The following is a 12,425-nucleotide window of genomic DNA, read 5'->3' as shown; positions in this document are numbered from 1 at the left end:
ACGTCTTCGCGCCGCCCGTCATCCGGCGACGACGAACTCGGCGGCCCTGTGCGCCAGCATGACGATGCTGGCGTGCGGACCACGGCTGGTGATGGCCGGCAACACCGACCCGTCGACCACCCATAGCCCGTCGACCCCGCGCACCCGGCACCGCGGATCCAGCACGGCCTCATCGTCATCGTCGTTCCCGATCGGCGCGCTCCCGCAAAGGTGTTGAGAGGTGGACCACAGTGGTTCGCCCAATTGGGTTATCGGTCCGCACAGTTCCCGGGCGATCCCGCTGCCATGGCGCAGGGCCGCCACGTCGCCCGCATCGCTGTCGTAGCGGTGCTCGATCCGAAGCGGGACGTACGGGTCCGACGACACCAATGTGAGGCGTCCGCGCGAGGATGGTTGCATCAGCGCCACACCGATGTGCGGCCAGTCCGGTCGGCCCGCTGTCCCGTCGCCCACCATGGCGACGAATCCGCCGGTGTAAGGCCGTATTTCCAGACAGTCGTCGGCGACGAGGATAGCCTCCAGCACCGGGCGGTCGGGTGCGGTCGGCCAGTCGGCCCGCATCACCCACTCCGGATGGTCGATGCAACGTGCTCCGACCGGCAGTCGTACCACAACGGGGATACCCGCGCCACGCAATTCTGCTTCATCACCGATACCCGAGAGCATCAGCAGGTGCGCCGACTCGATTGCACCGGCGCTCAGAATGATTCGTTCTGCCGTTAAGCTCACCGCCCCGCCGGGCCCGCTGGCGTCGACACCGACGGCCCGGCCCGATGCCACGCGCACCCTCCGGGCAGCGGTGCGGGTGAGCACGCTGAGATTGGGCCTGGACACCGCATGCTGAAGGTATGCCGTCCCTGGATTCGCCCTCACTCCATCGGAGATGTTGAGCGGCACTGCTCCCACGCCCACGCCCTCACCCGGGCCGCTGGCATTCAGGTCTGCGATCCACGGGTAGCCTGCGTCCTGGGCACGGCGCACGAAATAACCTGTGCTGCGCGAGAATTCAGCGGTGCGCTGCACCGGTATCGGACCGCAGTTCCCGTGCGTCGGACCGTTGAAGTCACGGTCGTTCTCAATCGCGCGGAAGTGTTCCTCGACGTCGCGCCATCGCCATCCGGGTATGTCCCAGCCGTCGAAGTCGCGCGGCAACCCGCGGCAGAAGTAGCCCCCATTCACCGCCCCTGAACCGCCGACCACCGAACCGCGGACAATCTGCGCCGCACGTGCCGGATGCTCGGTGAGGGTGGTCTGATACCGCCGCACAAGCGGGCTGGCCGCGCCGATCGGCAGCACCGAGCCGTTTCTCGTGAGGGCGGCGACCTCGGGTTCTGACAATCCCGGACCCGCCTCCAGCACTGTCACCCGGCAGCGGTCGTCAGCCGAAAGCCGCGCGGCAAGAACGGATCCAGCGCTTCCCGCACCGATGATCAGGACATCGCTGTGCAACGGCGGGTTAAGCCCGGATGTGCGGCTTCAATGGGCCGAGGTTGCGCTCCCGCACCATGCCGGTCCACATGCCCGCCCCGTAGGCGATGTCGTCGAGTCGCTTGAGCACCAGGTAGGCCAGCAGGCCGATTTGCCTGGTCTCGTCGTCCACGTTGCTGTGCCGGCTCAGCCAGTCGACGACGCCGTCGACGACCGCGGCGATCAACACGACCTGGCGGCATCTGCGGAACAGCAGTGCCGCGAGCAGGGCGATGGGCCAGTAGTGCCGGCAAATCGCCGAGGCGAGTTGCAGCGCCGCCGACACCAGGCCACGCGCTGCGACGACCGCGACATCACGGGGTTGCGAATCGATGCCATCGAGCGTGTTTGCGATCCTCCGGGCGCTCAGCGCCGCGATCACCATGGACGCCAGATAGCCCATCCCCGAGCCCATGGCCAGCAGCAGCCACAGCACCAGGGTCCACCCCGAGATTACCAATGGGGCGGTCTTGTCTGGATGACGCACAGCAAGCGGTGCGGCGGACTGGCCATAGAATGCTTTGCGGCCCAACCAGTCTCGCAAACCAGTCCGGTGATCGTGGGCCACCAGCGCGATCGGTTCGTACCGAAGCCGCGCGCTCGCCTCCACCAGGCGCCAGCACAGGTCCACGTCCTCGCCGGACTCCATCGTTTCGTCGAAGCCGCCCATCTCCACCAGCGCGGACCGGCGACAGATGATCGCCGCGCTCGGCACGTAGGACACGGTGCCATAGGGCACCACGGGCGCCTCCCGCCGGCCAAGGTCGAGCGACGACCGCACAGCCTCGTAACGAGCGACGAGATTGCCGCTGTGCGCCATGCCCACGATGCGGGGTGCGACGAGTGCGACGGCCGGGTCGGCGAAATGGCCGAGCAGTGCCTCGAGCCAGCCGCGTCGGGGCACCACGTCGGAGTCGAGGAATGCGACGAAGTCCGTGGCGCATGCGGCCAAGCCGGTGTTTCGCGCGGCCGCCGGCCCCTTGCTGCGAGCATGGGCGATCACGTCCACGTGGCAGTGGAGGCCGCTGAGGTCGCTTTCCCGCACCGGCGTTTCCGAACCGTCGTCGACAACGATGACGCGCAGCCCGCGCAGTGACCGCAACAGCCGTCGGAGCGCAAAGGCATTGTCGCGCACGGGGACAACGATCGTGACGTCGCGATGCGATGGCCCTCCGGCTGGCCTTGGATGCGCGACCGTGGCGTCGAGGAGGGTGCGCGCGAGCTGCGCGCTGACAGCGTCGTGGACTTCCAGCCGCCCGTCGTCGAGCAGGTCGCGGGCGGCCGGCGCAAGTCGCAGCAGCCGGGTGGGTGATCCGCCGAGTAATGCCGTGCCGGCGCCGAGCACCCTCACCCGGCGGTCGACCTGGACGGCGAAGCCGTCGGGGAGTCGGGGCTGGGTCATCGCAGCATCCCGTCGCCGCCGGGCGTCCACCGCCTGATACACGCGGCGCACGCCTCGACCATGCCGGCAAAGATTCGTGCCCCCTCGGCTGCCGTCGCGGTGGTCGGGTCCCCCAGCACACCTACCTCGCTTACTGCCGCGACTCCTGCGCGGCGCATTTGTGGCATCAATTCGGCCAGAGGAGCCACGTTACCCGCATGCCACCGGTCGGTGCTGACAGTTTGCGGCGAAATATGTAGCAATATAGATGTTTCGGTGTGCCCTGCGTGGGCATCGCCGTCACGCGCCGTGCAGGAGCACCACCCGGCGTCCCGCCCCTCGCCCCGCAGGCGCATGACCGCGGCCCTCAACGCGTCGACGTTGCCGCCGTGGCCGTTGACGAATACCAGCCGCGCTGCCCAGTCACCTGCGGATCTCCCGTACTCCAGCAACAGGTGCGTGAGCGCCTGGGTACCGATCGAGACGGTGCCCGCGAAGCCCTCGTGCTCGCCGCTGGCCCCGTACGGAACTGCCGGGGCGAGCAGCAGCTCGTCGGGATACCCGGTGGCTTCGAGGTTCGTGGCAGCGGCGCGCGCGACCGCGGTGGCGATGCGGGTGTCGGTGTCCAGCGGCAGGTGAGGTCCATGCTGCTCGATGGAGCCCACCGGGATCACCACCGTTGGCGACATACCCTGTATCTGCTTCGACGTCGACTTCCCTAACTCTGCCGGGAAGACCACGTCCAGATCGTAAGCCGAATTCACCTGGCGTGCGCCAAATGTTGGCTCACAAGTAAGATTCTTTTCGCAAGTTTCCGCGATTGGGCATTCTCACTGATCACCTGCGCCTCCCCTGCCCCGCCTATACCAGGGCCCGGGCCTTGCCAGCACGGGTCAGCCCCGCGGGCCGGGCGCGGCCCCCAGCGCTCGCGTGAAGCCCGCGGGAACGAGGATGTCTTCGGGTGTGAGGTCGTGGATCGAGGCCTTGCCCAGCCCCATGAGCGCGGAGTCGATCCCGCTCCGCAGGATGTCGAGCACGTTCTCGACCCCGGCCTGCCCGGCCGCCGCGAGGCCCCACAGGTAGGCCCGGCCGATCATGACCGCCTTCGCCCCGAGGGCGACCGATTTGACGACGTCGCTGCCGCGGCGGACGCCGCCGTCCAGCAGTACCTCGATCTGGTCACCGACGGCGCCGGCGATTGCCGGCAGCGCCCGGATCGTCGCCGGGGTTCCGTCCAGGTTATTGCCGCCGTGGTTGGAAACTGAGACAGCCGAAACACCCGCATCGACAGCGCGTTTGGCGTCGTCGACGCGCATGACACCTTTGAGCATGAACGGGCCGCCCCACAGCTCGCGCAGCCAGGCGACGTCTTCCCAGGTCGGCGGTGGGGTGCTCATCCATTCCCCGTATGCAGCAAAGAACGGTGGCCCCGGCTCGCCGCGTGGCGCCTGGTTGGGCACCCGCAGGTTCGGTGGGTGGAACGTCTTCGCCCACTCCCAGAGCCACGCCGGCTTGGTCAGGCCCGTCGGCAGCATCCGCACCGTCGTGCGGAGGTTCATCTCCTCGGGGATTTTGGGGCTGCCCCAGTCACGGCCGTGGGAGAAGCTCCAGTCGGTCGTCAGGATCAACCCGACCGCTCCGGCCTCGCGCGCCCGCTGCGCTCGCGCCGCGATGGCATCACGGTCGCCGAGCCAGTAGACCTGGAAGAAGGTCTTCGGGTTGGCCCCGGTCACCTCTTCGATCGGCTTGCTGGCGAACGAAGACAATCCCATCGCGGTGCCGCGGGCGGCCGCAGCACGCGCGACTGCCACCTCGCCGTCAGGGTGAACGGCTTGCACACCGGTTGGCGATATCACCACGGGCAACGAAATATTCTGTCCAAGGACGATTGTCGACAGATCCCGCTTCTCCACGGCACCGATGACGTGCGGCGCGAAGCCGAGCTCGTCGAACGCCTCGACGTTGTCGGCAACCGTCACACCCTTCTCGCTGGCCGCGAGCAGCGCCGCGTACACCGGCTTGGGCAACCGCCTCTTGGCCTTCTGCTGGGCGGCCGCCACCGTCTCGAACCATGTGCTCCCGGCCACGCCTATACCGGGCTCTCGTTGCAGGCCCGGATGGTCAGTGTCAGTGGAACGGGGCCTCGGCGCGAGTGGTCGCGGCCGGGCCGCGGGATGTCCCGCTCGCCGGCCAGTGCCGTCGCCGCATGGTCGCGGACGCATTCCGGATCCGGTCCGTCGATCGGCAGGCCGGTGAAGAACTTCGCCGCCATGCAGCCGCCGCGGCAGCTGTCGTAGTGCCCGCAGCTTCCGCAGGCTCCCGCTGCCTGAGGCTCACGGAGCTCACAGAACAGCGGCGCCTTCTTCCACACATTGTCGAAACCCCCGTCGGACAACACGTTTCCGGCGAGGAACCGATCGTGGATCGCGAACGGACAGGCATACACGTCGCCGACCGGGTCGATCAAGCACACCACCCGGCCCGCGCCGCAGAGGTTCAAGCCGGCGAGCGCTCCGGGCTTCCCGAGTGCCGACAGGTGGAAGAACGAGTCGCCGGTGAGCACTTTCTCGCCACGCTCCACCAGCCAGTCGTAGAGCGCCACCTGATGGGCTGCGGTCGGGTGGAGCTGGTCCCAGACATCAGCGCCCCGGCCCGACGGCCGCAGCCTGGTGATTCGAAGGACCGCTCCGTAACGCTCCGCGAGAGAGGCGAATTCGTTGAGCTGGCCGACGTTGTGGCGCGTCACGACGACGGATATCTTGGCATCGGAGAAACCCGCCGCGGCCAGGTTCTCCAACGCGCGAATCGCCATCGCAAACGATCCCGCCCCGCGTACCGCGTCGTTCACCTCGGCGGTGGCGCCGTCGAGTGAGATCTGCACATCGACGTAGTTGCTGGCGGCCAGCCGCTCGGCGCGCTCGGGCGTGATCCGGACACCGTTGGTCGAGAACTTGACTCCGACATGGCGGGCGGTCGCGTAGTCGACGAGCTTCCAGAAGTCGGGACGCACAGTGGGTTCGCCGCCGCCGATGTTCACGTAGAACACCTGCATTCGTTCCAGCTCGTCGATGATGTCCTTGCATTGCTGGGTGGTGAGCTCGTGCGGGTCGCGTCTGCCCGACGAGGACAAACAGTGCACGCACGCGAGGTTGCAGGCGTAGGTCAGTTCCCATGTCAGGCAGATCGGCGCGTCGAGGCCACGCTCGAACTGCTCGATCAGACGGGGCACGCGCACAACGGAGGTCATGGACGCGCCGCCGTGACCAGCATTTTGGACGCGGCCAGCACACCTAGCGCATGCAGGTACGGCGCCTGCTCGCCGTCTTCGATTCCGACCGCGCGACATGCCGACCGGGCGTCGGAATGATCAGCGAGGGACTGGACCAGGGTGGCCATCGTGCGGTTCTTCAAGAAGGACAACTTACGGGTGCCGAAGTGGTACAGCAGTGCTCCGAACGGCTCCGGCCGCAACGCAACCTGGGGATGCAGCCGCCAACTTCGCGCCGGATCGAACGCCGCCGGGCCGAACCTTTCCGGGGCCGCGTCGACCGCCACGCTCAGTAGACCCCGCACATCCCGTCGATCGAGACCTCTTCGACCAGAGTCTCGGTCACAAGCTCGGTGCCGGGTTCGGTCTGCTGATCGGGTTCCATCACGACGCCTTTCATGTCCGTGTACTCGACAAACGCGAGTGATTCCGGCCAGAATATGGCATCGAGTGCCGAAACGGAAGGGCCATTTTGGTGCAGCCTGATTCCGGTGGCCGGGTGGGCCGTCGCCGCTCGACCACCCGTCACCACATCACCGATGTCGCGATCGGGCTTTTCGCCGGCCGCGGCTTCAGCGAGGTCAGCGTCGACGACGTGGCCGAGGCCGCCGGAATCGCCCGCCGGACCCTGTTCCGCTACTACGCCTCGAAGAACGCGATCCCGTGGGGCGACTTCGACGCCCACCTGCAGCACCTGCGGTGCGTGCTTGACGGAGTCTCGCCTGAGGTGCCGACCGAGCAGGCGTTGCGCGCTGCCTTGCTCGCATTCAACACCTTTGATGCGTCGGAGACCACGCGGCATCGCCTGCGCATGCATGTGATCCTGAAAACGGCGGAATTGCAGGACTATTCAATGACGATGTATGCCGGCTGGCGCGCCGTCGTCGCGGACTTCGTGGCCCGGCGTTGCGGTCAGAAGGCCGACGACTTGGTACCGCAGACCGTCGCCTGGGCAATGCTGGGCGTGGCGCTGTCGGCATACGAGCACTGGTTGGCCGACGAATCGGTCTCGTTGACAAAGGCGCTCGGTGACGCTTTCGACGTCATCAGGCCCGGCCGGGGGCTGCCGACAGCGCCGTGACCGACCGCAGGCATCTGCTGAACTCTCTTGCTGTGCAGGCAATGGCCTGCACAGCGCTGGGCTCGACGATGTACGGCGAGTTGCTTGACCGCGTCAGCGCCGACGTCTCCGCGGGTGGAGTGTTCGCCGATGTGCTGTCGGGCCACGAGAATGATCCGGGCCCGTCGGCCGTTGCGCTCCGGCTGCTCGGCGGCCTGCACCGGCTGGTGCTCGACGGGCGCGCACCCGCCCTGCGGCGGTGGTATCCCAGCGTCGGCGGGCGCTGGGACCTCCTGGCGGCCTGGTCCGACATCGCGGCGACGGCCCGCGCGCACGCCGACGCGTTGCACCTGGCGCTGCACCAGGCGCCGCAGACCAACGAAGTCGGCAGGTCGGCGGCGTTGGTCGGGGGCTTGTTGGCTCTCACGGCCGAATACCCTCACCCTGTGCGACTTTTCGAGATCGGCGCCAGCGCCGGATTGAATCTGCGTGCGGACCGCTACCTGTATCTCCATCCCGGTGGGCAGTGGGGCTTGGCTGACTCGCCGGTGGTCATCGACGACGCGTGGCATGGACGGGTGCCGTCGAACCGAGAGGTTCGGATCAGCGAACGAACTGGCTATGACATCTCGCCGATCGACCCGAGGAGCCGCGACGGCGAGCTGACGCTGCTGAGCTATGTGTGGCCCGACATGGCGGACCGGCTGACGCGGCTGCGCGGGGCGATCGCGATCGCGCGCCGGGTGCCCGCTTCGGTCCACCGCCGCACCGCTGCGGAGGCGATCACCGAAATCCGGCTTTCTCCTGGCACATTGACCGTCGTGTGGCATTCCGTCATCTGGCAGTACCTCTCCGACAACGAACGGAGCGCCGTTGGGTACGGCATCGCGGCCCTGGGCGCGCAGGCCAGTCCGCACTCCCCGTTCGCGCACCTCACGATGGAGCCGCAACGCCGCGCACCCGGCTCCCCCCACGAGTTCCTGCTGCGCTCGTGCAGTTGGCCCGACGGACGCGACGTGATTCTGGCGATCTGCGCACCCCACGGCCCGCCGGTGACCTGGCAGTAGGGATACTTCGAAGAATTTGACGGGCCGGGCGTCGGAATTTTCACCGCGGCGGCGACGATAGGGGTGTGAGCGCCGAACCCGAGAAGCCCGACGCTCCCCGGGCGCTGCTCGCGCTGTACGACCGTGCGCTGCCGGCGGTGTACGGCTACTTCGTGAGGCATTGCCCTGATCGCGGGACGGCCGAGGATCTGACCTCGGAGACCTGTCTGGCCGCGATGGACAGCGCCCGCCGCGACCACCCGCCTGAGATCACCGTGCCGTGGCTGATCGGGGTGGCCAGACACAAGCTGGCCGACCATTTCCGGCGCCGCCGCGATCGGTTCAGCGTGCCGGTGGCCGACGTGCCCGAACCCGACGACCCAGCCGACACATGGGACGACGAACTGGACCGCATCGTCGCCGAGAGCACGCTGGCCCGGCTGTCCGAGCCGCACCGCGCGGTGCTGACGTTGCGGTACATGGACGACTGCTCAGTGGGTGAGTGCGCCGAACTGATCGGCCGCACGGTGCACGCCACCGAAGCGCTGCTGGTGCGTGCCCGCAGGGCGTTCAGAGCTCATTATCCCCAAGGAGGTCCGCGATGAGCCTGCACGACGCCGTCGATCCGCTGACCGTGCTGCATGGCGACGATCTTCTGGTCCAACCCGATCCGGCATTCGCAGCGCGGTTGCGTTCGCGGCTGGAATCGGCCCTCACCCTGCCCGCAGGAACCGAAGGAGTTGTGATGAGCGGAACCGCCGACGCGATCGCCGAGCCGCGTCCCGCTGCCCTGCCCTATCTGACTGTTGCCGATGCGCGGGCGGCCATCGCCTGGTACACCGAAGCGCTGAATGCTGTGCTGCTTGGCGATCCGATCGTGATGGCCGACGGCCGCATCGGCCACGCCGAGATCGCGATCGGCACCGGGGTTTTGTACCTCGCCGACGAGACACCCGAGCTCGGATTGAAAGCGCCTGCACCGCAGGAAGTTTCGGTTAGCTTGATGCTGCATGTGCCAGACGCCGGCAGAGTGCTGGAGAAGGCACGTGGTCGGGGTGCTCTCGTGCAGCGCGAGATCTACGAGAACTACGGAAGCCGTAACGCCACGATCATTGACCCGTTCGGCCACCGGTGGATGATCAGCGGTCCGCTCCGAGGCTCGATCAGCCGAATTCAGCACGGCGACATTGGATACGTGTCAGTGTGCACCCAGACGCCGAGCGCGCCGCAGCGTTCTACGGCCACAGTACTGGGGTGGACGTACGACCCGTCGACGCACCGGGTGACCAACACCGCAGAGCACATCGGAATCTCCGCCGTCGACGATCATCCGACGATGTTCTGCTGCTACGCCGTCGACGACTTGGCAGCGGCGCGACAGGCGATACTCGACGCCGGCGGTCGGGCCGGCGAGGCCCGCGAGTTCGACTTCGGAAGTGTGTTCGACGCGACAGACCCGCTGGGAACGGCCCTGTCGGTGTTTCGGCCGGTCGGCGATCAGCCGCGGCCGCTGCTCAACGGCGGCGGGCCGGGCGAATTGTCCTACGTCACATACGAGGTCACCGATTCGGCGAGGTTCAGGGAGTTTTACGGGCGGGTGCTGCACTGGAGCTTCGAGCCGGCCCGCATCGCAGACGGCTGGCAGATCACCGGTACCCACCCGATGGCCGGGGTCGCCGGAGGCAGCGACCGGGTAACGACTGTGCCGATGTGGACCGTCGCCGACATCGAAGAGGCCGTCGCCCGTGTCCGCGCGGCCGGCGGCACTGTCATCCAAGAGCCGTCGGCACAGCCGTACGGGCAGACCGCGGAATGCGCCGACGACCAGGCCGGCCGCTTCTACCTCGGCGAGTTCTGACCGCCGGGCAGCACGTCACTGATCGGCGCGCCTCCGGCGATCTTGGCCCGGGTTTTCATCACCGCACCGGGCATTCCGCCGCCGACAACGCCGGCCACCATGCCGTCGCGTTCGTAATATGCCAGGAACTTGCGGCCGTCGTCGGCGACCAGATGGACGATGTCGTCGGCTTCCGGCTCACCCAGGCACTGGATCTTCACGTCGTACTGGTCACTCCAGAAGTACCGCACCACAACAAGATTCGTCGGCAGCTCCTGGCCGAGCAGCGCGGGCACCAGCACGCGGGCCTGTTCGGCGACGTTGCTCCAATGCTCCACGCGTACTTGGTGTCCGCTGGCGTCCTGCCACGACGCCACGTCGCCCAGCGCCCAGACATGGGGCGCGCTGGTGCGACCGGCGTGGTCGCATACCACCCCGTTGTCCACCTTGACCCCGCTGCCCTCCAGCCACTCGGTGTTCGGGCGCGAACCGATGCCGACCACCACCAGGTCGGTCTCGAGCTCGCGGCCGTCCGACAGCACCACGTTCTCGGCGCGCTCGCCACCGGTCACAGACTCGACTCCGACGCCGGTGCGCACATCGACGCCCTCGGACCGATGCAGGCGGGCCACCAGCGAGCCGATCTGCTCGCCCAGCACCGCCGCCAGCGGCGTGGGCTGGGGTTCGACCACCACGACGTCGACCCCGAGGTCCCGCAGGCTCGCGGCCACTTCGCAGCCGATGAAGCCCGCGCCGATGACGACCGCGCGCCGGGCCGAGGCGGCTTCGTCGCGCAGCGCCATGCTCTGGTCGAACGACCGCAGCACGTGAATCCCGCCCAGCTGGGGTATCGACGGGATGCGCCGCGGCACAAGACCCGTCGCGATGACGGCTTCGTCGTACGGCAGGACCGTGCCGTTTTCGAGCGTCACGGTTTGATTGGCGGTGTCCAGCGTTTTCACGGCCGAGCCGAGCAGCAGCGAGATGTTGTTGTCATCGTAGAAGTCCCGCGGCTTGAGGGTGACGTCGTCGAGCTCGCTGCGCAGCACCTGCTTGGACAGCGGCGGCCGATCGTAGGGCAGATGCACCTCGTCGCTGACGATCGTGACCGACCCGTCGTAATTCGCACGCCGCAGCTGCTCGGCGGTGCGGGCCGCCGCCAGTCCCCCACCGACGATGACGATACGTTTGGTCATTAGGGCTTCATACACGATTCCGCGGCACGCGTGTACCCGCCTTAGGGCCGCGTGCGATCGATGAGGTTGGACAATACGACGATGCTCTCGCTGCGCTCGACGTCAGCGGTGGACCGGATGCGCTCCAGTGCCGTCTCCAGGTGCTGCATGTCGCGGGCCAACACATGCAGGATCGCATCGGACGTGCCGGTCACCGTCGCGGCGCTCACCACCTCAGGGATGTCCGCCCAAGCCGCCCGCAGCTCATCGGGGGCGATCGTGCCGTGGCAGAAGACCTGCACGTAAGCCTCGGTGCTCCAGCCGAGGGCGTTGCGGTCGACCACGGTGGTGAAGCCCTTGATCACACCGTTGTCGAGCATCCGGTCGACACGACGCTTCACCGCCGGTGCGGACAGATTCACCTTTTGCCCGATCTCGGCGAAAGTGGCCCGCGCATGCTCGCCAAGCTCCGCGAGGATGCGTTCGTCGGTGTCGTCCAGGCGGTCGATCGCGCCACCCCCCGTAGGTCAAGCAATAAATCGCTACACACCCAATCCTAGCGCAACTAATCGCGCCTAGACACGCAATAATCGTCGATTGATTGCGCGAATGCCGCCAAATATCGTTTGTTCTATGACGGATTACCGAGTCGCCGCCCCCGCCGCCCCGGCACGGCAGGACGTCGAGTCGCCCGAGCGCAGTCGGACGCCACGGACGCGTCGCTACGCGATGACCCCGCCGTCATTCTTCGCTGTCGAGTACGCGATCAACCCCTGGATGGACGTCTCCACACCTGTCGACGCCCACGCCGCGCACGAGCAGTGGGAGCGCCTGTGCCAGACCTATCTTCGGCTGGGCCACACCGTGGACCTGGTCGAGCCCGTGCCCGGGCTGCCGGACATGGTCTACGCCGCAAACGGCGGGTTGATCGCCAACGACGCCGCCGTCGTCGCGCGCTTCCGGTTCGCCGAGCGGGCCGCCGAGTCGCAAGCCTACGGCGACTGGATGTCCTCGATCGGATACCGACCCCTGCGGACCCGCCACGTCAATGAGGGACAGGGCGACCTGCTGCTGGTCGGTGAGATGGTCCTGGCGGCCCATGGTTTTCGCACAGACGCGCGCGCACACGCCGAGATCGCCGCGGCGGTGCGGATGCCGGTCATCTCACTGGAGCTCGTAGATCCCCGCTTC

At 67.6% G+C, this 12,425-nt stretch carries 13 protein-coding genes and 1 pseudogene; 5 read left to right on the top strand and 9 right to left on the bottom strand.

Going from position 1 to position 12,425, the window contains the following annotated elements:
* Positions 1-18 precede the first annotated feature (18 nt).
* The 7 genes from mftG to mftA all read right to left on the bottom strand — a co-directional run bounded on the left by mftG (position 19) and on the right by mftA (position 6,501).
* Positions 19-1,449 (bottom strand): mycofactocin system GMC family oxidoreductase MftG, encoded by a 1,431-nt coding sequence (gene mftG, locus VKG81_RS03770; protein WP_324389845.1) that lies wholly within the window; start codon positions 1,447-1,449, stop codon positions 19-21.
* A 7-nt stretch (positions 1,450-1,456) separates the two neighbouring features.
* Positions 1,457-2,869 carry a mycofactocin biosynthesis glycosyltransferase MftF gene (gene mftF / locus VKG81_RS03765; protein ID WP_324389843.1) on the bottom strand — a complete coding sequence of 471 codons (1,413 nt, stop codon included), beginning with the start codon at positions 2,867-2,869 and terminating at the stop codon, positions 1,457-1,459.
* Positions 2,866-3,612, bottom strand: a complete 747-nt coding sequence (gene mftE, locus VKG81_RS03760; protein WP_324389841.1) for a mycofactocin biosynthesis peptidyl-dipeptidase MftE — start codon at positions 3,610-3,612, stop codon at positions 2,866-2,868. The genes mftF and mftE overlap by 4 nt, the downstream gene beginning before the upstream one ends.
* Positions 3,613-3,741: 129 nt before the next feature.
* A complete protein-coding gene (gene mftD, locus VKG81_RS03755; RefSeq protein ID WP_324389839.1) occupies positions 3,742-4,935 on the bottom strand; it encodes a pre-mycofactocin synthase MftD in 1,194 nt (397 codons plus the stop codon).
* 2 nt (positions 4,936-4,937) lie between these two features.
* On the bottom strand, positions 4,938-6,095 hold the full coding sequence (mftC, locus tag VKG81_RS03750; protein WP_324389837.1) for a mycofactocin radical SAM maturase: 1,158 nt from the start codon (positions 6,093-6,095) through the stop codon (positions 4,938-4,940).
* Positions 6,092-6,421, bottom strand: coding sequence for a mycofactocin biosynthesis chaperone MftB (gene mftB, locus VKG81_RS03745; protein WP_324389835.1), 330 nt, complete (start codon positions 6,419-6,421; stop codon positions 6,092-6,094). The genes mftC and mftB overlap by 4 nt, the downstream gene beginning before the upstream one ends.
* Complete coding sequence (mftA, locus tag VKG81_RS03740) at positions 6,406-6,501, bottom strand: mycofactocin precursor MftA (RefSeq protein ID WP_324389849.1); 96 nt, start codon at positions 6,499-6,501, stop codon at positions 6,406-6,408. Before mftA ends, mftB begins: the two co-directional genes overlap by 16 nt.
* 90 nt (positions 6,502-6,591) lie before the next feature.
* Here mftA and mftR point away from each other — a divergent pair, with 90 nt between their 5' ends.
* From mftR to VKG81_RS03720, 4 genes and pseudogenes are all read left to right on the top strand, one after another.
* Complete coding sequence (gene mftR / locus VKG81_RS03735; protein WP_324389833.1) at positions 6,592-7,197, top strand: mycofactocin system transcriptional regulator; 606 nt, start codon at positions 6,592-6,594, stop codon at positions 7,195-7,197.
* On the top strand, positions 7,194-8,243 hold the full coding sequence (locus VKG81_RS03730) for a DUF2332 domain-containing protein (protein ID WP_324389831.1): 1,050 nt from the start codon (positions 7,194-7,196) through the stop codon (positions 8,241-8,243). The genes mftR and VKG81_RS03730 overlap by 4 nt, the downstream gene beginning before the upstream one ends.
* 65 nt (positions 8,244-8,308) lie before the next feature.
* Positions 8,309-8,827, top strand: coding sequence for a sigma-70 family RNA polymerase sigma factor (locus tag VKG81_RS03725; RefSeq protein WP_324389829.1), 519 nt, complete (start codon positions 8,309-8,311; stop codon positions 8,825-8,827).
* Positions 8,824-10,080, top strand: a pseudogene (locus tag VKG81_RS03720) (VOC family protein). Before VKG81_RS03725 ends, VKG81_RS03720 begins: the two are co-directional and overlap by 4 nt.
* On the opposite strand, the gene VKG81_RS03715 reads toward VKG81_RS03720, so the two are convergent.
* Entirely contained in the window at positions 10,062-11,255 is a 1,194-nt protein-coding gene (locus tag VKG81_RS03715) for an NAD(P)/FAD-dependent oxidoreductase (RefSeq protein WP_324389825.1), read from the bottom strand. The pseudogene VKG81_RS03720 and the gene VKG81_RS03715 overlap by 19 nt on opposite strands.
* Before the next feature lie 41 nt (positions 11,256-11,296).
* Positions 11,297-11,743 (bottom strand): Lrp/AsnC family transcriptional regulator, encoded by a 447-nt coding sequence (locus tag VKG81_RS03710; RefSeq protein ID WP_324389847.1) that lies wholly within the window; start codon positions 11,741-11,743, stop codon positions 11,297-11,299.
* Positions 11,744-11,867: 124 nt separating this feature from the next.
* On the opposite strand from VKG81_RS03710, the gene VKG81_RS03705 reads away from it, so the two are divergent.
* Positions 11,868-12,425: dimethylarginine dimethylaminohydrolase family protein (locus VKG81_RS03705; RefSeq protein WP_414685134.1), on the top strand; the 558-nt coding region annotated here is incomplete at its 3' end.

The organism is Mycobacterium sp., from assembly GCF_035314905.1.
GTDB lineage: Bacteria > Actinomycetota > Actinomycetes > Mycobacteriales > Mycobacteriaceae > Mycobacterium.
Note: the sequence above shows the minus strand (reverse complement) of the source record. Positions and strands in the feature narration are given on the sequence as shown.